The 21,362-nt window shown below is 60.9% G+C and carries 19 protein-coding genes; 10 read left to right on the top strand and 9 right to left on the bottom strand.

Annotated features, from left to right (window positions below):
* The first annotated feature begins 56 nt into the window (after positions 1-56).
* The 6 genes from GA0061103_RS01155 to GA0061103_RS01180 all read left to right on the top strand — a co-directional run bounded on the left by GA0061103_RS01155 (position 57) and on the right by GA0061103_RS01180 (position 7,218).
* The gene (locus GA0061103_RS01155) at positions 57-1,388 is read left to right on the top strand and encodes an ABC transporter substrate-binding protein (RefSeq protein WP_092706296.1); all 1,332 of its coding nucleotides are present in this window, start codon (positions 57-59) and stop codon (positions 1,386-1,388) included.
* Complete coding sequence (locus tag GA0061103_RS01160; RefSeq protein WP_092706298.1) at positions 1,388-2,323, top strand: carbohydrate ABC transporter permease; 936 nt, start codon at positions 1,388-1,390, stop codon at positions 2,321-2,323. The genes GA0061103_RS01155 and GA0061103_RS01160 overlap by 1 nt, the downstream gene beginning before the upstream one ends.
* Before the next feature lies 1 nt (position 2,324).
* The gene (locus GA0061103_RS01165; RefSeq protein WP_092706300.1) at positions 2,325-3,140 is read left to right on the top strand and encodes a carbohydrate ABC transporter permease; all 816 of its coding nucleotides are present in this window, start codon (positions 2,325-2,327) and stop codon (positions 3,138-3,140) included.
* 31 nt (positions 3,141-3,171) lie between these two features.
* Positions 3,172-4,230: an ABC transporter ATP-binding protein gene (locus tag GA0061103_RS01170; protein WP_092706302.1), complete on the top strand. Its 1,059-nt coding sequence runs from the start codon at positions 3,172-3,174 to the stop codon at positions 4,228-4,230.
* Positions 4,227-5,171 (top strand): sugar kinase, encoded by a 945-nt coding sequence (locus GA0061103_RS01175; RefSeq protein ID WP_092706303.1) that lies wholly within the window; start codon positions 4,227-4,229, stop codon positions 5,169-5,171. Before GA0061103_RS01170 ends, GA0061103_RS01175 begins: the two co-directional genes overlap by 4 nt.
* A gap of 325 nt (positions 5,172-5,496) precedes the next feature.
* A complete protein-coding gene (locus GA0061103_RS01180) occupies positions 5,497-7,218 on the top strand; it encodes an ABC transporter ATP-binding protein (RefSeq protein WP_092706305.1) in 1,722 nt (573 codons plus the stop codon).
* Positions 7,219-7,296: 78 nt separating this feature from the next.
* On the opposite strand, the gene GA0061103_RS01185 is transcribed toward GA0061103_RS01180, so the two are convergent.
* Positions 7,297-8,709 carry a helix-turn-helix domain-containing protein gene (locus tag GA0061103_RS01185; RefSeq protein ID WP_092706307.1) on the bottom strand — a complete coding sequence of 471 codons (1,413 nt, stop codon included), beginning with the start codon at positions 8,707-8,709 and terminating at the stop codon, positions 7,297-7,299.
* A 206-nt stretch (positions 8,710-8,915) separates the two neighbouring features.
* Between GA0061103_RS01185 and aceA the strand changes: the two genes are divergently transcribed.
* A complete protein-coding gene (gene aceA / locus GA0061103_RS01190; protein ID WP_092706309.1) occupies positions 8,916-10,205 on the top strand; it encodes an isocitrate lyase in 1,290 nt (429 codons plus the stop codon).
* A gap of 26 nt (positions 10,206-10,231) precedes the next feature.
* The gene (locus GA0061103_RS01195) at positions 10,232-10,477 is read left to right on the top strand and encodes an SMc00767 family acetate metabolism repressor (protein ID WP_092706311.1); all 246 of its coding nucleotides are present in this window, start codon (positions 10,232-10,234) and stop codon (positions 10,475-10,477) included.
* Between the two features lie 84 nt (positions 10,478-10,561).
* Here the strand turns inward: GA0061103_RS01195 and GA0061103_RS01200 are convergent, their stop codons facing one another.
* Both GA0061103_RS01200 and GA0061103_RS01205 read right to left on the bottom strand, forming a co-directional pair.
* Positions 10,562-11,524: an asparaginase domain-containing protein gene (locus GA0061103_RS01200; RefSeq protein WP_092706313.1), complete on the bottom strand. Its 963-nt coding sequence runs from the start codon at positions 11,522-11,524 to the stop codon at positions 10,562-10,564.
* On the bottom strand, positions 11,521-12,972 hold the full coding sequence (locus GA0061103_RS01205; protein WP_092706315.1) for an amino acid permease: 1,452 nt from the start codon (positions 12,970-12,972) through the stop codon (positions 11,521-11,523). Before GA0061103_RS01205 ends, GA0061103_RS01200 begins: the two co-directional genes overlap by 4 nt.
* A gap of 277 nt (positions 12,973-13,249) precedes the next feature.
* On the opposite strand from GA0061103_RS01205, the gene GA0061103_RS01210 reads away from it, so the two are divergent.
* Positions 13,250-14,677, top strand: a complete 1,428-nt coding sequence (locus GA0061103_RS01210; protein ID WP_092706317.1) for an aspartate ammonia-lyase — start codon at positions 13,250-13,252, stop codon at positions 14,675-14,677.
* Here GA0061103_RS01210 and GA0061103_RS01215 read toward each other — a convergent pair.
* A complete protein-coding gene (locus GA0061103_RS01215) occupies positions 14,649-15,362 on the bottom strand; it encodes a FadR/GntR family transcriptional regulator (RefSeq protein ID WP_092706319.1) in 714 nt (237 codons plus the stop codon). The two genes, GA0061103_RS01210 and GA0061103_RS01215, sit on opposite strands and share 29 nt — an antisense overlap.
* 190 nt (positions 15,363-15,552) lie before the next feature.
* On the opposite strand from GA0061103_RS01215, the gene GA0061103_RS01220 reads away from it, so the two are divergent.
* Positions 15,553-16,734, top strand: coding sequence for an MFS transporter (locus GA0061103_RS01220; protein ID WP_092706321.1), 1,182 nt, complete (start codon positions 15,553-15,555; stop codon positions 16,732-16,734).
* Positions 16,735-16,917: 183 nt separating this feature from the next.
* On the opposite strand, the gene GA0061103_RS01225 is transcribed toward GA0061103_RS01220, so the two are convergent.
* The 5 genes from GA0061103_RS01225 to GA0061103_RS01245 form a co-directional block, all read right to left on the bottom strand.
* Complete coding sequence (locus GA0061103_RS01225; RefSeq protein ID WP_092706323.1) at positions 16,918-18,138, bottom strand: DUF1501 domain-containing protein; 1,221 nt, start codon at positions 18,136-18,138, stop codon at positions 16,918-16,920.
* A 2-nt stretch (positions 18,139-18,140) separates the two neighbouring features.
* On the bottom strand, positions 18,141-19,673 hold the full coding sequence (locus GA0061103_RS01230) for a DUF1800 domain-containing protein (protein ID WP_092708488.1): 1,533 nt from the start codon (positions 19,671-19,673) through the stop codon (positions 18,141-18,143).
* A 75-nt stretch (positions 19,674-19,748) separates the two neighbouring features.
* Positions 19,749-20,198, bottom strand: coding sequence for a periplasmic heavy metal sensor (locus GA0061103_RS01235; protein WP_092706325.1), 450 nt, complete (start codon positions 20,196-20,198; stop codon positions 19,749-19,751).
* Entirely contained in the window at positions 20,195-20,647 is a 453-nt protein-coding gene (locus GA0061103_RS01240; RefSeq protein ID WP_092706327.1) for a hypothetical protein, read from the bottom strand. The genes GA0061103_RS01235 and GA0061103_RS01240 overlap by 4 nt, the downstream gene beginning before the upstream one ends.
* Positions 20,640-21,212 carry an RNA polymerase sigma factor gene (locus tag GA0061103_RS01245; RefSeq protein ID WP_092706329.1) on the bottom strand — a complete coding sequence of 191 codons (573 nt, stop codon included), beginning with the start codon at positions 21,210-21,212 and terminating at the stop codon, positions 20,640-20,642. The genes GA0061103_RS01240 and GA0061103_RS01245 overlap by 8 nt, the downstream gene beginning before the upstream one ends.
* Positions 21,213-21,362 lie beyond the last annotated feature (150 nt).

The raw sequence follows: 21,362 nt of genomic DNA on the forward strand, positions 1-21,362 counted from the left end.
GTTCGAATAACAAGGCCGCGAATGAGGAGATTTTCGGCCAAAGGAGGAGGAACAGCATGTCATCGTCATTTTTCAATCCGACACGTCGCGGCTTCATGGCCGGCACGGCAGCACTCGGCGCGGCAAGCCTTCTCGGTGTACGCACCGCCTCGGCAGCCGTCGACTGGAAGCGCTTTTCCGGCACGACGCTCGAAGTCAATCTGATCAAGAGCCCACGCAGCGAAACGATCCTCAAATATCTGAGCGAGTTCGAGGCGCTGACCGGCATCAAGGTCAATGCCGAGGCAACGCCCGAGCAACAGCAGCGCCAGAAGACCACGATCGAGCTCAGCTCCGGCAAGCCAAGCTTCGATGTCGTGCACCTGAGCTACCACGTCCAGAAGCGTCAGTTCGAAAAAGGCGGCTGGCTCGCCGATATCAGCGGTTTCATGAAAGACCCGTCGCTGACCGATCCCTCGCTGACGGAGAGCGACTTCGCCGAGGCAGGTCTGAAGTTCGCCAAGGACTCCGCAGGCGTCATGCGCTCCCTGCCCTTCTCGGTCGACTACTGGATCGTCTACTGGAACAAGGCCCTGTTCGAGAAGAAGGGCCTCGCTTACCCGGAAACCTTCGACGACATGATCAAGGCCGCCGAGGCGCTGACGGATAAATCGACCAACACCTACGGCTTCGTCGCCCGTGGCCTGAAGAACGCCAATGCGCCGGTGTGGACGACCTTCATGCTCGGCCATGGCACGACGCCGCTTTCGGCCGACGGCAAGCTGCAGACGGAGTCGCAAGGGGCCGTGGATGCCGCCAAGCTCTATCAGCGCCTGATGACGAATTCGGCACCTCCCGGCGTTTCCGGTTTCAACTGGGCGGAAGCGCAATCGGCCTTCCTGCAGGGCAAGATCGGCATGTGGCTCGATGGCGTCGGCTTTGCGCCGCCGATCGAAAACCCGGAAAAATCCCGCGTGGTCGGCCAGGTCGGCTACGGCGTCATGCCGAAAGGCCCGAATGCGCAGGCGGCCGCCACCACCGGCGACGGCATCGGCGTGACGGCCGCCAGCCAGAAGAAGGAAGCGGCTTATCTCTTCTGCCAATGGGCGATCTCGCACGACATGGGCGCGCGCCTCCTGCAGGCTGGCGCCGGCGTTCCCTTCCGCCAGTCCATCCTGGAGGATCAGAAGGTTCGCGAAGGCGTGAAGATGCCGGGCGCCTGGCTGGACGCCGTTGCCGGCTCCGCCAAGGTTTCGCAACTCGCTCTGCCCGTCATCATTCCGGTCACCGAGTTCCGCGACATCTATGGCGTCGCGCTGACGAACATGATCGGCGGCGCAGATCCGGCAGCCGAACTTAAGACTGCAACCGCGCAGTTCGAGCCGGTTCTGGCACGAAGCGAGGGATAATGGCCTCCGTGAGCATCGAAGATACCACAGCGAAGGCAACTGCGGGAAGGAGCAAGCCGCAAAGGCTTGCTCCCAACTACTGGCCCTTCGTCGTTCCCGCGCTGATCGTGATTGCCGCCGTCATCGTCTTTCCCTGGGTTTTCACCCTTTGGATGAGCGTGAACAAATGGACGCTCGGCCAATCGCAGAGCTTCGTCGGCTGGGACAATTATGTCCGGCTGGCGACCGACGCGCGCTTCTGGGAATCGCTATGGCATACGGTTCTCTACACCGTGCTATCCGTCGTCGGTCCATTGATCTTCGGAACGCTGGCCGCACTGATCTTCGATGCAAATTTTCCGCTGCGCGGTTTCCTGCGCGGCATCTTCGTCATGCCGATGATGGCGACACCGGTTGCCGTTGCCCTCGTCTGGACCATGATGTTCCACCCACAGCTCGGCGTGCTCAACTATCTGCTGTCGCTTGTGGGCATCGGGCCGCAGGAGTGGATCTACAATCAGGCGAGCGTCATCCCCTCGCTCGTGCTGGTAGAGGTGTGGCAATGGACACCGCTGGTCATGCTGATCGTGCTCGGCGGTCTCGCCTCCGTGCCGCGCGAGCCTTACGAAAGTGCCGAAATCGATGGCGCCAATGCCTGGCAGAAGTTCCGCTATCTGACGCTGCCGATGATTTCGCCCTTCCTGATGATCGCCGTCATCATCCGCGGCATCGACGCGATCAAGAGCTTCGACATCATCTACGCGATGACGCAGGGCGGTCCCGGAACGGCGTCCGAGACCATCAACATCTACCTCTACAACACCGCCTTTTCCTATTACGACATCGGCTATGGCTCGGCCATGGCAGTGGTGTTCTTCATCCTCATCGTCGCGCTTTCCTTCATGCTCCTGATGATGCGGCAACGGACGAAATGGACGGATGCGGAGGGACATTGAGATGAAGCGTTCGACACTCAACCGCATCGGCCTGTTCTTCGTGGCGCTGGTCATCGTCTCGCCCGTTATTCTGTTTTTTCTCTGGATGATCTCGCTGTCGCTAAAATACGAAATCGACAACGGCGCCTATCCGCCAATACTCATTCCGGATCGTTTCGCCTGGGCGAACTACGTCAATGTCTTCCAGGAAAACAACTTCTTTCTCTATTTCTGGAACTCCATACTCGTGACGGGGGCAGCGACCCTTCTCGCACTCATCATCGGCGTGCCGGCTGGTTATGGCATTGCGCGGCTGAAGGCTGAGAAATCCGCCGTCGTCATCATGATCGCCCGCATGACGCCGGGCCTATCCTTCCTCATCCCGCTGTTCCTGCTGTTTCAATGGCTCAATCTGCTCGGAACGCTCTGGCCGCAGATCATCATCCATCTCGTCGTCACAGTCCCAATCGTCGTCTGGATCATGATCGGTTATTTCGAGACGACGCCGATGGAACTCGAAGAGGCTGCAAGCATCGATGGCGCGACGCCCTGGCAGGTCTTCCGCCTCGTCGCCCTGCCGATCGCCCGGCCCGGCATCGTCGTTGCCTTCATTCTCTCGGTCATCTTCTCGTGGAACAACTTCGTCTTCGGCATCGTCCTTGCGAGCCGCGAGACCCGCACACTGCCCGTCGCCGTCTACAACATGCTCTCTTTCGAGCAGGTGAGCTGGGGACCGCTTGCGGCGGCCGCCTTGATCGTAACGCTGCCGGTTCTCGTGCTGACGATGTTCGCACAACGCCAGATCATCGCCGGCCTGACGGCCGGCGCCGTCAAATGACCCGCCTCACCTTTTGGACAGGATCACATTCATGGCACACGTCAATATACAGAATATCCAGAAGCGCTACGGCCAGGTGAAGGTCATTCACGACATCAGCGTCGATATCGCCGATGGCGAATTCGTCGTCCTCGTCGGCCCCTCGGGCTGCGGCAAGTCCACGCTGCTGCGCATGATCGCCGGGCTCGAAGAGGTCAGCGATGGCGAGATCCGCATCGGCCGGCGCGAAGTCAGCCATTTGCCTGCGCGCGATCGCGACATCGCGATGGTCTTCCAGAACTATGCGCTCTATCCGCATATGACGGTCGCCGAAAACATGGGCTTTGCGCTGAAGCTGAAAAAGGCGGACGCTGCCGAAATCGCCGCCAAGGTACAGAAGGCGGCCGCCGTCCTCGGCCTCGAAAATCTGCTGGATCGTCTGCCTCGCCAGCTTTCCGGCGGCCAGCGCCAGCGCGTCGCCATGGGGCGCGCACTGGTCCGCGATCCTCAAGTCTTCCTGTTCGACGAACCCCTTTCCAATCTCGACGCAAAGCTGCGCGTGCAGATGCGCGGCGAGATCAAGTCCATGCATCAGCGCATCGGCACGACGACGATCTACGTGACGCATGACCAAGTCGAGGCGATGACCATGGCCGACAAGATCGTCGTGCTTCACGGCGGCCTCATCGAGCAGGTCGGCGCGCCGCTCGATCTCTACGACCGCCCGGCCAACCTGTTCGTCGCAGGCTTTATCGGCTCGCCGTCGATGAACTTCATCGACGGCAGGATCGAGGAAGGTGTCTTCCGCAGCGACAAGGGCCTCATCCTGCCCTTGCCGGAAGGCCTTCCCATTGCTGAGCACGGTGGCCGTCCGCTCGTCTATGGCATCCGGCCCGAACATATCCGTGCTGCGACAAGCGGCCTGTCGGCCCGAGTCGGCATTGTCGAAGGCACCGGATCTGAGATCTATGCCAAGCTCGATTGCGGCGGCGAAGAAGTCTCCTGCCTGTTCCGCGAGCGGCTGAACATCCGCTTCGGCGACAAGATCGAAATCGCCATCGACCCAGCAAGCATCCATCTTTTCGACAAGGCAAGCGGAAAGCGGCTTTGAACGATCCATCGATCTTCGATCCACCGGTCGCTCAATCCAGGCATGTTCTATGCGTCGGCGCTGCCGTTCTGGATACGCTCTTTCGCGTCCGCACCCTTCCGCAGGGTCAGGGAAAGGTTTTGCCTTATGACATGCTGCAGATCGCGGAAGGCATGGCCTCCAGCGCTGCCTATGCCATTGTCCGGCTCGGTGGCGAGGCGAGCCTGTGGGGTGCCGTTGGCCGCGACGATACCGGCGAGCGCATTATCCGCGATCTGGATGCCGCTGGCATCGATGTCGGCGGCATGTCGCGGGTGGAAGGTGCCCGTTCCGCCGTTTCGACCATCCTGGTGGACGATGACGGCGAAAGGCTGATCGTCCCCTTCTACGATCCGAAACTGCACCATACGGCGAAGGAATTCACGGCAGAGGATATGGCTGCATTCGGTGCCGTGCTGGTGGACGTTCGCTGGCCGGCACTGGCACTGCAGGTTCTCAAAGCTGCCAGAGCGATGGGCAAGCCGGCCATACTCGACGGCGACGTGGCTCCTGACGGCATCATCGAACAACTGGCGCCGGAAGCGACCCATATTGTTTTCTCCGAACCGGCTGCGCAGCGCCTGACGGGAACAAGCGATGTGTCCGAGATGACGCAGCTTCTGAAACAAAGCTTCGATCATGCTTTCATCTGCGTGACGGCGGGAGCGGCCGGCAGCTATTGGTTCGACGAGCAAAGCAACGCCGTCGCGCATTGCCCGACCATTTCCGTCAAGTCCGTCGACACGCTTGCCGCAGGAGACATCTTCCACGGCGCCTTCGCTCTCGCAATCGCGGAAGGGATGATGCCTGCGGATGCAATCCGCTTTTCCTCTATCGCTGCCGCCATCAAGTGCGAGTCGTTTGGGGGACGATCCGGGGCACCGACGCGGGCCGACGTGATCCGCCGATCCCACTCGCTTTGAAAACCCGGACGAGACACATTCTCCTCAGCATATAGTGCGGTTCATCATCACCGGCAGAGATCTGTCACGGAGCAGCTCCTCCATTCGAAACGCACATCTTTCCGCCTCCAAGCCGTGGTCTCAGCCGGGCAGCGGTTACCCATCGCCGTGGATGGTGACAAGGTTGCACCCGTCGGTTATACCAATCGCGCGACTCAAGCAGGAGGATCGCCAGATGAGAAATTTCGGCACCCACTGACGCTGAACGGCAACGCCGAATTCGGGCTGTCGTTCGGTCCGTTCTTGTCTCTCCTATCCTCTTCAGTGCCCACGGAGGGCATTCATCATGCTTCGTCGTTTCTTTTCCTATTACGCCCGCTACAGGACGCTGTTCTTCCTCGATTTCGGCTGCGCCGTGCTTGCCGGCCTTCTCGAGCTTGGCTTTCCGCTGGCCGTCAAGGTCTTCGTCGACCAACTGCTGCCCGGCCGCGACTGGGGTCTGATCTTCGCGACTGCCGCTCTCCTGCTCGTCGTTTATGCGGTGGCGACCGGCCTTTCGGCGATCGTCAACTATTGGGGCCATGCGCTCGGTATCTCGATCGAGTCCGACATGCGCCGCCAGGCCTTCGATCATATCCAGAAGCTCTCCTTCCGCTATTTCGACAACAACCGCACCGGCCATCTGATTACCCACGTCACCAAGGATCTCGAGGAAGTGGGCGAGATTGCCCACCATGGCCCCGAGGACCTGTTCATCGCGATCATGACCTTCATCGGCGCCTTCCTGCTGATGTTCAGCGTCCATTGGAAGCTTGCCTTGCTGACGACGACCATCGTGCCGTTCATGACCTGGCTCGTCAGCCGCTACGGCTCGAAGATGACGCTGAATTCGCGCAGCCTGTTCGGCAAGGTCGGCAACTTCAATACGCGGATGCAGGAAACCGTCGGCGGCATCCGCGTGGTCAAGGCTTTTGCCAATGAGCGCTATGAAAGCCAGCTCTTTGCCAGTGACAACGAGGATTACAAGGCGACCAAGCTCGACGGCTATGCCTATATGACGGCGAGCATCGCGCTCAGCTATTTCAGCACGCGCCTCGTGCAGCTCGTCGTGATGATGGCGGGAACCTGGTTCGTCATATCGGGCGAGCTGAGCTATGGCGGCTTCATCAGCTTCCTGCTGCTCATCAATGTCTTCTTCCGCCCGATCGACAAGATCACCTCTGTCATCGAGACCTATCCCAAAGGCATTGCCGGCTTCAAACGCTTCCTGTCGCTGATCGATACGGAACCCGATCTTGCCGACCGACCGAATGCGATCGCGGTCGATCATCTGAAGGGCGATATCGCCTACAACCATATCGGTTTCGGCTATTCCGACCAAGTTGCGATCTTCCGCGATCTTTCTCTCACGATCGCGCCCGGCGAGACCGTCGCTTTCGTCGGCGCGTCAGGCACCGGCAAGACGACGATCTGCTCGCTGCTACCCCGCTTCTATGACGTAACGGCCGGCAGTATCACGATCGACGGCATCGATATCCGCGACATGACGCAAGCGTCGCTGCGCAGTCAGATCGGTATCGTGCAGCAGGACGTCTTCCTGTTCGGCTCGACCATTCGCGAGAACATCGCCTATGGAAAGCTCGGCGCGACGGACGACGATATCCTGAAAGCGCTCGAACGCGCTTCGCTCGACGAATTCATCCGCTCCCTGCCCGCCGGCCTCGACACCCCCACGGGCGAGCGCGGCGTCAAGCTTTCCGGCGGCCAGAAGCAGCGTCTTGCGATCGCCCGTATCTTCCTGAAAGATCCGCCGATCCTCATTCTCGATGAGGCCACGTCCGCGCTCGATACCGCGACCGAATACGCGATCCAGCAGGCTCTATTGGAGCTTGCGAAAGGGCGCACAACCCTGGTCGTCGCTCACCGGCTGTCGACGATCCGCAATGCGGACCGCATCATCGTCATGGGCGACAACGGCATTGTCGAACAGGGGTCGCATGACGAGCTGCTTGCCCGCCGCGGCGCTTATGCGCGTCTGCATAATGCACAATTCGGGCTTTATGCCTGATTTGGCTGTACGACCGGAGAAAAGAGGAGGCGGGGCTTGGCGGCCCGGCCTTCTTTCGAACGGTGATAATCAATGCAGTCACTGAAAATCGAACACACTCAGACCGGCCGCCATTTCATCGAGACCAAGCGGGCGCGTGACCGGCGGTTCGGCTCTCGCCAGACAGCCCTGGCGCTCGCATAGGCGACAGGCAGGGCCGATCCTGACCTGATTGGTACCCAGCGCCTTCCCATAGACCACCTCGTCGCGATGGGCGATATCGCAGCCGATCAGAAGTGCGGTGCGACGCACCCTTTCGCCAAAGTCGGCCCGCGGCCCCTCGATCGTTCGTGATACGGTCAGAAAGCCGGCTCCGTCGGGCATCTGGGTAGCGTCCACCAATATCTGTCCGGGCTGTGCGAAAGCGGCATGGATATTGAGCTTCGGACAACCGCCGCCGAAGCGCGCCTGCGGAAAGCCTTGGGCGCCCGCCTTGCGCAGGCGATGGCCTGCATTGTCGATTTCCATCAGGAAAAACGGGATGCCGGATGCGCTCGGACGTTGCAAGCTGGTCAGCCGCGTGGCGGCTTGCTCGTAAGAAACGCCGAAACGGACACCGAGACCATCGATATCATAATGCATTCGCTGCGCTGCCGAGAGATAGGCGCCATACGGCATCAGAAGCGCATGGGAAGCGTAGCGCGCCAGCTCGAAACGGGCGATGCGATTGGCCTCGGGCGTCGAAAGCGCAAGAGCATTGAGTTCGGCGGCGATCTCCTCGCGTAGGGCCAAAAGAGAGACTTCCGTCGCGATCTCCCGAATCTGATCGAAGGGCGACAAACGCTCCGACAGGAAAAGCCGCATCGAATGCCGGTCGTAGCGCCGACGCAGACCGGGTATGGCGTGCACCGGCAACAGGCGCACCGCGATGCCATGCGCGCCCTTCATCCACGTCTTCAACGCACCGACCATATCGTCGCCGGGCGACAGGCGTTCATGGAAGATTTCTGCGGCATCTTCGATGCGAGCAAAGAAATTCGGACGCGACTGCAGGCGATCGTGAACCTCGTCGAACGGCAGGCGCGGTCCGGCGACCTCGGCAACCCGGCCCTCGCGGCCCAGAAGCTCGGCGAGATCGGACAGTCTTGCAGTCTGTTCGCGATAGGCACGATAAAGCCGGATCAAGCCGTTTGCCGCATTCGGCGCAGCTTCGGCGAGCTCAATCAGCTCCTGATCGCCGGGGATCTCGCCTGACAGCAACGGATCGGCGAAAACTTCGCGCAATTGCCCTGCACTGCCGGTCTCTCCGCCCTGCAGCTCGTCGAGGTCGACCTTATAGACCGCCGACAGCTTCAATAGCAGTTGCACGGTCAGAGGCCGCTGATTGCGCTCGATGAGGTTGAGATAGGACGGGGAGATATCAAGCGCCTGTGCCATCGTCGTCTGCGTCAGACCGAGGCCCATACGGATGCGCCGAACCTTCGGACCGGCAAAGATCTTGCGCTCAACCATGTGTCATACCTTTTACAATTCTCCAGCGGGCAATAATTTACAAGATTTACAATTTTACCGAAGATCACTGTTAACGGTAGCACATCATAACCCTTTTATCTAACGGCATTTTTCAGTTTCTCTCGCTCTTGCAGCATCGATGTTGTAAAAATAGTCACGCAATCGAGATCGATCGAAGGATCGAAAGGAAATATCGGGAGAATCGCATGACAGATTTTTACAAACTGGTTCCCAGCGCGCCTGCCGGGCGCTTCGATGGCATCGAGCGCCCCTATCAGGCGGCGGATGTGGAGCGGTTGCGCGGATCGATCGCCATCCGCCATTCGCTGGCCGAGATGGGTGCAAACCGCCTCTGGCAGCTCATTCACAAGGAAGATTTCGTCAATGCGCTTGGCGCGCTCTCCGGCAACCAGGCCATGCAGATGGTCCGCGCCGGTTTGAAGGCGATCTATCTCTCGGGATGGCAGGTTGCCGCCGACGCTAATACGGCCTCGGCCATGTACCCTGACCAGTCCCTTTATCCTGCCAATGCAGGCCCGGAACTAGCCAAGCGTATCAATCGCACGCTGCAACGCGCCGACCAGATCGAGACTGCGGAAGGCAAAGGGCTTTCCGTCGACACCTGGTTTGCACCGATCGTTGCTGACGCCGAGGCAGGCTTCGGCGGCCCCCTCAATGCCTTCGAGATTATGAAGGCCTATATAGAAGCGGGCGCTGCCGGCGTCCATTTCGAGGATCAACTGGCCTCGGAGAAGAAGTGCGGCCATCTTGGTGGCAAGGTTCTAATCCCGACGGCGGCCCATATCCGCAATCTGAATGCGGCCCGGCTCGCTGCCGACGTCATGGGTGTGCCAACCCTGGTCGTTGCGCGCACAGATGCCGAAGCTGCAAAGCTTCTGACGTCCGATATCGATGAGCGCGACCAGCCCTTCGTCGATTACGACGCCGGCCGCACGGTGGAAGGCTTCTATCAGGTGCGCAACGGCATCGAGCCTTGCATCGCCCGCGCCGTCGCCTATGCGCCGCATTGCGATCTCATCTGGTGCGAAACATCGAAGCCGGATCTGGAGCAAGCGCGTAAATTTGCCGAAGGCGTACATCGCGTCCATCCCGGCAAGCTGCTCGCCTATAATTGCTCGCCATCCTTCAATTGGAAGAAGAACCTGGATGACGCAACGATCGCCAAGTTCCAACGCGAGCTAGGCGCGATGGGCTACAAGTTCCAGTTCATCACGCTTGCCGGCTTCCACCAGCTGAATTTCGGCATGTTCGAGCTTGCACGCGGCTACAAGGCCCGCCAGATGGCCGCCTATTCCGAGCTGCAGCAGGCCGAATTCGCGGCCGAGGCCAATGGCTACACCGCCACCAAGCATCAGCGCGAAGTAGGCACCGGCTATTTCGATGCGGTGTCGCTAGCGATTACCGGCGGCCAATCATCGACGACGGCCATGCACGGATCGACCGAGCATGCCCAGTTCAAGCCAGCAGCAGAGTGATATCGTGATCATAGGAGGAGAATGAAATGGCATCGATAGCCCGCGTTCGCGAGAGAGCAGAAGAACAATCTCTCACCATGAATGCCTATCAGCAGGCGGTCATCCGCATGCTGGCCAATGAGCTGCATCGCCTCAACCAGGCCGTCATGAATGCCGTCGAGGCCGGTGTCTCCGTCGAGCTCGTCCGCTCGGCCCGCCACCATGGCGGCAACGGCAACTGGGGTGATCTCTTGATCCCCGTCGTCGTCGCCAAGGCCGCACATTCGGCTTGACGATTACACTCTCCAGTCGAACTTCGGGCCGCGCCGTCAATCTACGAGCGGCCCGCTTTTATGAGTTCACGACATGACGCGAGATCAGGATGTAGCATCACCTGAGAAATCGGCGAATGCTTGTGTGATTGCCTCGGCGCCAGCGCCGGATGCGACAAGGGCGGCCAGCAGGATTCTCGCCTGCCCCGGCCGCAGCGTCGCTGAATGAACGGCGCCGGCATCGGCAAGATCATGCCCACCACCGCCACCGCCATAGCTTGAGACAAGCAGTCCATCCGGCACCCGGCTTGATACCACGACAGGCACACCGACACTGGCGCAGCGCCTGATGGCTTCGACCAGACGCGGATTGGCATTGCCCGAGCCGAGGGCGGCCAGAACAATGCCATGGGCATCGGCCCGGAGGCTTGCATCCACATGCACAGAGTCACAGCCTGGATAGATTGCCACGACATCAACGCGGACGTTATCAAGCAGCGGCACAAGGCGTGGGCTGGCCGGATTTTCGAGCGGCCGCGATTGCCGGAAAGCGTCAGCAACATCCGAAGAGTGTTTGTAGAGCCCCCAGGCCGGCAGCAAGCGGCCACCGAAACAGACGAGCACGCCGCGCCGCCCATTGACCGGATCGATAGCGGCCGCAACGGCAGCGGCAAGATTGGCAGGTCCGTCAGCCTTCGGATGATCGGCAGTGAACTGTGCGCCGGTAAACACGACCGGCTTGGTCAATGCGTGCTGCAGGTGGACGAGCAGCGCCGTTTCTTCCATCGCATCCGTACCGTGCAGGATGACGACACCGCCGACGGCTGCATCGTCAAGCAGTTCGCCGACCTTGTCGCTAATTTCCTGCATGTCGGCGAGCGTGAGGCTTGCCGAATCCTTTGCCATCAGCTCGATGGGCTTGAGATCGACAGGCATATCGGGCAGGAGCGCCAGAAGGCTCTCTCCCGTCAATGACGGTCTGCTGGCGCCGCTGGCGGTACGCTCGCTCGCGATGGTGCCGCCGGTGGCAATGACTGCCACCAGCGGATTGACCTTTCCGCCCGTCACGCCTGGCCCCGCTCTACCGCGAGCCGATAAATGCGATCACGCAGCAGATACCAGCCGATAACCAGAGCCGGTGCAATCAGGATGAGGGACGCGATCGTCCAGGTTCCGACGGGATAGTCGAGCGCCATCAATACGAGCACCGCGAAGAGGAAGACAAGCGTCAGGATACCGGTATAAGGCGCACCGAACATACGGAAATCCGGACGCACCATCTCGCCACGCTTCGAAAGCTTCCAGAGCTTCAGCTGGCATAGCACGATCACGCCCCATGCAGAGATAATGCCGAGCGCCGAAAGATTAAGCGCAATCTCGAAAGCCGACGACGGCACGACGGCGTTCAGCGCCACGCCGATAACGGTGACGGCGGCCGTGACAGCGATGCCGCCATAGGGGACGCCAGCCTTGTTCATCTTGGCGAGCGCCGCCGGCGCCGAACCAGAGACCGCCATCGAGTGCAGGATGCGGCCGGTTGAATACAAGCCCGCATTGAGCGAGGAAAGAACAGCGGTCAGCACCACGAGGTTCATGATGATGTCGGCGCCTTGGATGCCGATCGTCCCGAAGAAGGTGACGAAGGGGCTCTCGCCGGCCTTGTAGGCCGTGTAAGGCAGCAGCAGCGACAATAATAGAACCGAGCCGACATAGAAGATCAGCAGTCGCGCGACGACAGTGCGGATCGCGCCCGGCATGACCTTGCGCGGATCTTCCGTTTCGCCGGCTGTCGTGCCGATGAGCTCGATCGAGGCATAGGCAAAAACCACGCCCTGTATGATGACGAAGGCGGGCAGGATACCGTTGGGGAAGAAGCCGCCGCTATCGCTGATGATGCTGAAGCCAGCCGAATGACCGGCAATCGGGGTGCCGGAGACGACGAAATAGATGCCGATGACGAGGAAGCTGACCAGCGCCAGAACCTTGACCAGGCTGAACCAGAATTCGAGCTCACCGAAAACCTTCACCGACAGAAGATTCATGGCCAGCACGACCATCAGCGCGATCAGCGCAAAGACCCATTGATCGATGCCAGCGAGCCAGGGAACATAGTGCTTGAAAAAGTTCATGTAGAGGGCGACGGCCGTGACGTCGGCAACCGAGGTCATGGCCCAGTTCAGCCAGTACATCCATCCCACAGCAAAGGCCATCTTCTCGCCGTAGAATTCACGGGCATAGGAGACGAAGGAGCCCGAGCTTGGGCGGTGCATGATGAGCTCGCCAAGTGCACGCAGCACCAGGAAGGCAAAGAAGCCGCAAAGCGCATAGACGAAGATCAGGGCCGGGCCTGCGGCAGCAAGCCGACCGCCGGCGCCGAGGAAAAGGCCGGTGCCGATCGCGCCGCCGATGGCGATCATCTGGATCTGCCGCGGCTTCAGCGCCTTATGATAGCCAAGGTCCTCATTGGCCGGTGGCCGGCGATCTGCCGGGATATTCTGAATGGGGTCGACTGACATTGCTCCTCCCTTGAGCCGTTCGTCCGTGGACGGGTCCGGGGTGCTGGTTTGCACCCGCCAGGATGCCGTTTGCCTTCACAAGGCCAGCGATCGAGTCTAACGAGCACCGGTCATGCTGTAATGCTGTATGACAGATTTTTTCCTCTTAGTGATAGAGACACCGCCCTGTCAAGCCGGCCGCCACCTTATTGACGCAATTAGGTGCAGCAGATAACAACATCAAAATCTGTCATACAGCTTGACAGATATGACATGATTTCGACCATAGGAGGATAATGTGGTCACGACGCGAAGCGAGTATGACCTGCTAGGCGAAAAGGATATTCCGGCTGAGGTTTATTGGGGGGTGCACACGGCAAGAGCGGTCGAGAATTTCCCGGTCACGGGAACGCCGATCGGTCGCTATACGCATCTCATCCGCGGCCTGGCCTTCGTCAAGGAAGCAGCCGCACTTGCCAATCACGAACTTGGCTTGCTCAGCAAGGAGAGGCTTGACGCCATCGTGCGCGCCTGCCGCGAAATCCGTGCCGGCGAGCTGCACGAGCAATTCGTCGTCGATGTCATCCAGGGTGGTGCCGGCACCTCCACCAACATGAACGCCAACGAGGTCATCGCCAATCGCGCGCTCGAGCTGCTCGGACATACAAAAGGTGACTATGCTCACCTTCACCCGAACGATCACGTCAATCTCAGCCAATCGACCAACGACGCCTATCCGACGGCCGTCAATGTCGCGCTGATCGAAGCGATCGACGGCCTGGCAGCCGCAATGGAAACGCTGCAGGAGGCTTTCGAGCGCAAGGCCAAGGAGTTCGACGGCGTTTTGAAAGTCGGCCGCACGCAATTGCAGGATGCGGTGCCGATGACACTTGGTCAGGAATTCAGAACCTTCGCCGTGATGCTAGGGGAAGACCGGTCCCGCCTGATCGAATCGGCAGCCCTCCTGCATGAGGTCAATCTCGGCGCCACCGCCATCGGCACCGGCCTTAACGCGCCTGCCGGCTACGCAGCACTTGCCTGCACTCACCTGGCCCAATTGACAGGCCGTCCCCTGGTCACGGCAAGCGATCTCATCGAGGCGACGCAGGATCCTGGCGCCTTCGTCCACCTCTCTGGCGTGCTGAAGCGCGTTGCGGTTAAGCTGTCGAAGACCTGCAACGACCTGCGTCTGCTCTCTTCCGGGCCGCGGGCCGGCATCGGCGAAATCACGCTGCCGGCAATGCAGGCGGGCTCGAGCATCATGCCCGGCAAGGTCAATCCGGTGATCCCGGAAATGGTCAACCAGGTGGCCTTCTCCGTCATCGGCAACGACATCACCGTCACCATGGCGGCGGAAGCCGGCCAGCTGCAGCTCAATGCCTTCGAACCCATCATCGTGCGTTCATTGTCGGAAAGCATCATGCATCTGACCGCGGCCTGCCATATCCTTGCCGAACGCTGCGTCAATGGCATCACGGCCAATCCGGCTCTGATGGCACAGCGCCTGCAGGAATCGATCGGCCTTGCCACGGCGCTCAATCCGTTGATCGGCTATCAGGCGGCAACCAAAGTTGCCCGCGAGGCGCTGGCAACGGGACGCACAGTGCCGGAAATCGTGCTGGATCATGGATATCTGACCGCCGAGCAGCTCTTCGAGGCGCTACGGCCGGAGCGCCTTGCCAATCTGCCCGCCGCTCTCAATGAGGCGGCTGCCCCTCGCCGATGATGGTGGTCACCACCTGCTTGACCTGACCGAGATGGGCTTCCATCGCCGCGATGGCCTCCTCTTCCGATCCCGCCGCAATCGCCTCGACGATGCGGCGGTGCTCCACATTCGAGGCCACGCGGCGCTGCGCCATCATATTGACCAGCTCCGATTGCCGCATCAGCGCATCACGAGCATCCGCGACGATCTTGGCAAAGACGGCATTTCCCGATGATTCCGCGATCGTCGAATGAAATTCCGAGTCCAAGTTCACCCATTTCAAAGGGTCTTCTTCCCGATCCATCTCATCGCAGAGTTCAAACAGGCGCGCCAACTGCTGCTCGGTGCGCCGTAGCGCCGCCCAACCGGCCGCAGGAACCTCGATGAAGGGTCGAGCTTCAATCAGGTCGCGGGCGGAATAGCCGCCATAGCGCAGCTCCGGACCCGGCATGGAAGTGACGACGTAGGTGCCGCTGCCCGTGCGCGTCTGGGTCAGGCCAAGTGTCTGCAGCGATCGAAGCGCCTCGCGAATGATTGGGCGGCTGACACCGTAACGCGTCGCAAGCTGCGCCTCGGCGGGCAGCCGTGTCCCGACCGCCAACCGCCCCGATGTTATCGCCGAACGAATATCCTCAAACACCGCCTCGGCAGCGTTTTTCCGACTGATCGGACTTGTATAAGATAACCAATCAGCCACCTCACTCATGACAGCCAAACTTCACAAACATTCTTTGCTTGTCAAGCGATCGGACCACGAATTGGTGCATGTCCACCCGGCTCGAAGCCATCCGAAAGAACTGGCGTTATATCGAGAATGCCACCGACGACAACTCGTGCTTGATGTCTCCTTCATAGCGATATAAAGAAATCCTTATTCCTTTATATCGGAGCTGGATGTGCCCTTACCCCTCTTCGCCTTGTTTCTGGCTGCGTTTGCTTTCGGCACGACCGAGTTTGTCATTGCCGGCATTCTCCCAGACGTCGCTGAGGGCTTAGGCGTCTCCATCCCTTTTGCCGGCTATCTGGTTTCCGGCTATGCGTTGGGAATTGCGGTCGGCGGACCGTTCCTCACCATGGCGACGCGGCAGGTTTCGCGCCGGGCCATTCTGGTCGCCCTGACGATCGCCTTTTGCCTGGGGCAAATCGCCTGTGCGCTCGCACCTGACTTCGCTACCATGCTCCTCTTCCGTGTTGCGACGGCCATCGCTCACGGCGCCTATTTCGGCATTGCCATGGTGGTTGCAGTCGGCCTCGTCCCTCAGGCGTTTCGAGGACGCGCAGTCTCCATGATCCTCGCTGGCTTGACCGTCTCGAATATTATCGGTGTCCCGGTCGGCGCGGCGATCGGCGGGCTTTGGGGATGGCGCACGACTTTTTGGGCAATGACCCTGGTCGGCATCCTCGCATTGGTCGCGATATGGGCCTTGATCCCACAAACGAAAGCAGAATCTCAGCAATCCGGCCACTTGAGCCGTGAAGTGCGCGTTCTTGGGCGCCAACAGGTCTGGACGTCCCTCATCATGATGCTCGCTTTGATGATCGGACAGATGGTGCCGTTTACCTACATAACACCGCTCCTGCGGGAAGTGACGGGCCTTGATGCCATGCTTATTCCCTGGGTCCTCCTGCTCAATGGCGTCGGGGCAACACTGGGCGTTTTCATCGGCGGCCGGCTGTCGGATTGGAAGCTGATGCCGTCGCTGATTGTCATGCTCGCCGTTCAAGCTGTGGTGCTTGTTGTCCTTTACCTAGTCAGCCCCTATCCCTTGCTGATGAGCCTGACGATTTTCATTTGGGGGGCTCTGAATTTCGCCATCGGTACCCCTATCCAGGCTCGCATCCTGATGTGGACTGCCGATGCGCCAAGCCTGGCTTCCTCGCTCATCCCGTCAGGCTTCAATATCGGCATTGCGATCGCAGCAAGCGTCGGTGCCGCACTGCTTGAGAGTGGATATGGCTATCGCAGTTTGCCGGTGCTTGGCGCTGTTGCGCTTGCCTTGGCCTGCCTGGTCGCCACCCTCTCCGCAGCGCGAGAGAGGCGTAGCGGCGCCCTCCCGCCGCATGCAGCTCTCACCTGATTTCGCCGGCTTCCAGATTTGGCGTGTTTGGCCAGGACATAGATCGCTTGCCGACCCAAAGCGGTCCCTCGCATTCATGAAACGGGCCTCACCGCGCAGTGCCCGATCTATGCGCCAACTTCGTTGTCCGGCAATCTCTATTTGAAGGCAGCGGCCCTTAACACCGGGCCGCTGGTGCACCGATCAGACGATCAGCCCTTTCATCGGCAGGACATGGTCGGATCCGGGAAAGACATCGCGCATCAAGGCGGCTGGCGAGGCGCCTAGCAGATCGACCGCAATGCCCTTGACGACGGCGCGCAGATCCGTGGTGGCGGCAAGATCACGGCCGTCGCGCAGCTGCGCCTGCTTGAGACCGGGCCAATCGGCGATCACCCGCCCACCCTTGATCGCGCCGCCGGCGAGGAAGGCGGCGGTTCCGGTGCCGTGATCCGTGCCCTGCGTGCCGTTGACCTGCGCGGTGCGGCCAAATTCGGTCGCAACGAAGATGGCCGTATCCTTCCAGGCCGGGCCAAGCTCCTGCTGAAACGCGGCAAAAGAATTGTCGAGCCCGACAAGGAGCTTGTTGAGGCGATCCACCTCGCCGGCATGGGTGTCCCATCCTTCGAAAGCAAGGGCCGCGACGCGGGGACCATCATCCTGTGCGAGAAGACGCGCGGCGCCTCTTGCCATCTGCTCCATGCCCGTCGGGTCGCCTGGGCCGCCCCTCGCCTTGACGTCGAGGCCGGCGGCGATCTTGCCGGTCGAAATGCCCTCGGCCAGGATTTTTGCAAAAAGCGGGTCGGTGTGATTGTAGAGGTCCATCAGCCGCGGCGGCAGGTCGTCGCTGACCGGCTGCAGGTTCGAGGGTGACCAGCCGAGCACCGGCGCCTTGCCGCGGATGACGAGCGGTGCATTGGCGCCGACGGAGAGTCCGCGGATCTCTGATGCTCCAGGCGAAACCTTGTCGCCCTTCGGCAGTCCTTCAAGCATCCGGTTCAGCCAGCCGGAGTCAACGCGGCCGGGCATCTCATAGCCGGACTCCAAAACATCCTGCCCGTCGAAATGCGAGCGGTCGCGATAGGGCGTTGCACTGGCATGGACGACGGCCGCCTGCCCCGCCCTATAGAGCCGATTGAAATTCGGCATCGACGGATGCAGCGCAAAGAAGCTGTCGAGCGGAAGAGCGGCCTCGGGGCCGCTCGTCGTCATGGCGATCGACTGCCGCAGGGTCTGATAATCGGGATCGCCGACAGGTGGGACAGCCGTCAGACCGTCAAGCGCGCCGCGCAGGATGATGGTGATGAAGCGCGGGTCGCGACCGCCGGCGGCGTGAGCGAAACGTGGGATGAAGGCCCAGGCAAACAGGGCGCCGGAAGCGCCAAGCACGGCACGACGGGTGGGGGTCATGAGTTCGCAGGTCATAGTCAGCGCCTTTGAAATTCGGGAGAGAGATAAGCGATCGTCAGACCCTGATTGCGGGTCTCCGCGCGCGATACCGCCTGCAGCGTTTCCTTCGAGAGAAGCGGCCCGAGGCTATCTGAAACGAAGCGGCGCGGATCGATCTGAGGCGGCACCGCATTGGCGATCATATTGGCAACATCCATGCGCATGCTGAGGCTCTCGCTGGAGGCCCAGACATCGACGGTATCGGCAAAGCCGTTGGGGCCGGCCGGCGCCCAGAAGGGTTGGCCCATCGCGGTCAACGCGCCGAGGATGACATTCGGCTTCGGCGTCTCGCCGCTTGCCCGCAGAAGTGCAGTCATGAATTCCAGTGGCGAGCGAACCTTCGACAGCGTCGGGTTCCATGCATCTTCGGAGCTTATGAGCGCACGATAAACCGCCGAAAGATCGCCGTCCGTCTTGCTGAAGGTCGCAGCGACCGTCTGCACCAGCGCCGGTGGCGGCGTATCGGCGACGAAATGCCGGACGAGCTTGGTGGCGATATGCTGCGCTGTTGCCGGATGGTGGGCGAGATCGCGCAGCGCTTCGCGCCCCTGCCCGACGCCATTGTCGGCATAGGTCAGGCCTAGCAGCGTCTGGTCGCCGGGCTCGTGGGCACCGGCATTGAAGACGAAGGTGCCGGGTGTTCCGAGCTTGCCCTCGGCGCGCGCCACCGTCCAGCCGGTGATGATCTTGGCAAGCGTCGTCACGTCGGTCTGCGTGTAGCCGCCATTGACGCCGAGCGTGTGGAGCTCCAGCGTCTCGCGGGCGAGATTTTCGTTGAGACCGCGCTTCTTGTTGGTATTGGCCTTGGAGTTTGGCCCGATCGACTGCTGGTTGTCGAGATAGCCAAGCATGGCCGGATGGGTCTCGACGGCGAGCAGCATATCGGCGAAACGCCCAAAGACGTGCGGTCGGATCGCTTCGCGCTCGAAGGCGCCGGCAACGATATGAACTTCCTCGCTCTTCGAGACAGCGACCGCGAAATGGTTTGCCCAGAACATGGCAAGCCGCTCGCCAAAACCGATCAATGGCTGCCGGATGGTGCCGTTGAAGCGGGCATCCACTTCCGCCAGCAGGACCTGCTGTGGAAGGTAAGGCATGGCGGGCTTTTCCAGCTTCTCGACTGCCTTGCCGATGACAGCCGCCATGGCCTGGTTATTCGGCTGGGACTGATTGCTCGGCTGCCCTGCCATAGCGCCCGAAGGCTGTAGCGGCGGCTTCTGCGGCTGCTGCGGGCCTTGCATCTGCTTGTCCTGCGGCACGGCGGCAACAGCGGCCGCGGCCTGCTGTCTGGCTTCCTTACGCTGTTCCTGGAATGCGTAGAGAGAAACGAGAAGATCGGCCGTCGATTGCAGTTGCGGCCCGACTGGAACCGGAACGAAGCGCTCGGTGATTTCTTCCAGCAATGCGCCGCGCGGATCCGATGCGATCGACGTGGTGCCGTTGTGGTCTGCGCCTAACCCAAAGCGGGAAAGAGCGAGCGCGGCATAAACATCATTGGACTGCTGGGCCATGGCCTTGCCAACTCCTGCATCAAACATGCTCCTTTAACGTAGGCTTGGTTTCGATCCGTCGCTCGGCAAGTGTGATCATTTTGTGGCAGCGGCCTTGGGCATGCTGCGTCGAACCAGGCTTTCCGCCAGTGCCCGACGCTCGTCGTAGGAAAGCCCTGCTGCAAAATCGACGGCACGCTGCTCCAGTTTCGCTCTCAAGGCGATATCGGCGTCGCGTGCCCTCGCCAGCGCAGCCGAGAGTGCCTCCTTATCCAGCGTCGGCTGCCCAAGAATGGAGGCGGCGTCGACTTTGGCCTGCTGTGCCTCGAGAATGATCTCACGCTCGTCCTTGCGGGCCTCGTTGAGCGCCGCGCGCAGAGCCTTCTTCTGCGCCGAAGGCAATTGCTCGCCGGCCAGCGGCATCATTCCGGCCCGCGCCTGCGTCTTGCGTATCCAGGTCAGCCCGCCGCCGGCCAATGCTCCGACCAGGAACGTATTCAGCACCAAAAGAAAAATGACCACTATTCGAAAGCTGCGATCCGTCATTGGCTGTCCTGCTGCGCTATACCCGCGTCCGGCCCTATGTCGCCGAACATGGTCGCGGTTCCGTCGGAAACGACTGAGGTATCGGACGTCAAGCTCGGGGCCAAGACGGCGATGACGATACTGCCGGCAAGCGCGCCGGCTATGCCGACCCCCACGAGGCCGATGCCGGCCGAGCCGAAGCGGAACCAGTTTCGTATCGTCAGGCGGCGAACGAGCTTTGCGAGAATTCGCTCTTCAAGGCCGGCGTGGCGAGGCTTCACGACGTAGGTGTCGAGCAACGCATCCAGATCGGCCGCGCGCGCAAGCGTTTCTGCGGCGGTGGAGTTCTTGGCAAAATCCCGTGCGGCCGCGCGTTCAGCCTGCGGCCATCGGCCGATATCGCCGCCATAGGCCGCGGTCAGCGCTTCAAACCGTTCGGCATTCATCGGATCTGCGATATTCTCAACCATCGCCCTGTTCCTTCAATAAAAGCACCTGCAAGGAGCGCCTTCCACGTGCAAGCAGGCTTTCCAGTGCGTCGACGCTGACATCCATGATCTCAGCTGCCTCGGCATTCGACAGCGCCTGATAGTAAACCAGAATGATCGCCTCGCGCTGCCTGGGCGCGATCATCTGCATGGCCCGCTCCACGCGCCTGGACGGATCGTCCTCGCTCATCAAACCCGCATCCGGCGCCGGACCTTCATACTCGACATCGGGTGGATGCTCGGCAAGAACGTCCTTGCGACGCCGCAGGCGATCATAACAAAGGTTGGTCGCTACGCGGTGCACCCAGGTGCTGAAGCGGGCATTGCCCTGGCGCCAGCCGCCGGCATTCCGCCAGACGCGCAGGAATGTTTCCTGCGCCACATCTTCGGCCTCGACGGCATCGCCAAGCATGCGGGTTGCCACGGCAACAATGCGCGGCAACTGCCGTGTTATCATCATACGCATCGCCGAAACGTCGCCCGCAGCGATGCGACCGAGCAGGTCCTCATCCGGGTCGCCACTCTTGGGCGCGCGATCCCACTTCATCGACAATCGCTACCGCTCCAGTTTCCTGCGATACCGGTATGACATGCGGGCCTTGGCCTTTTGGCCAGCAAATCCCGCCTCGCCGTCAACTCCGGCAAGCGGCGCCACTCAGATCGCAGCATCTCGGTCAGCGTATCATCCTTCGACATC

This window comes from Martinezella multihospitum (genome assembly GCF_900094585.1).
Classification (GTDB): Bacteria; Pseudomonadota; Alphaproteobacteria; order Rhizobiales; family Rhizobiaceae; genus Rhizobium; species Rhizobium multihospitium.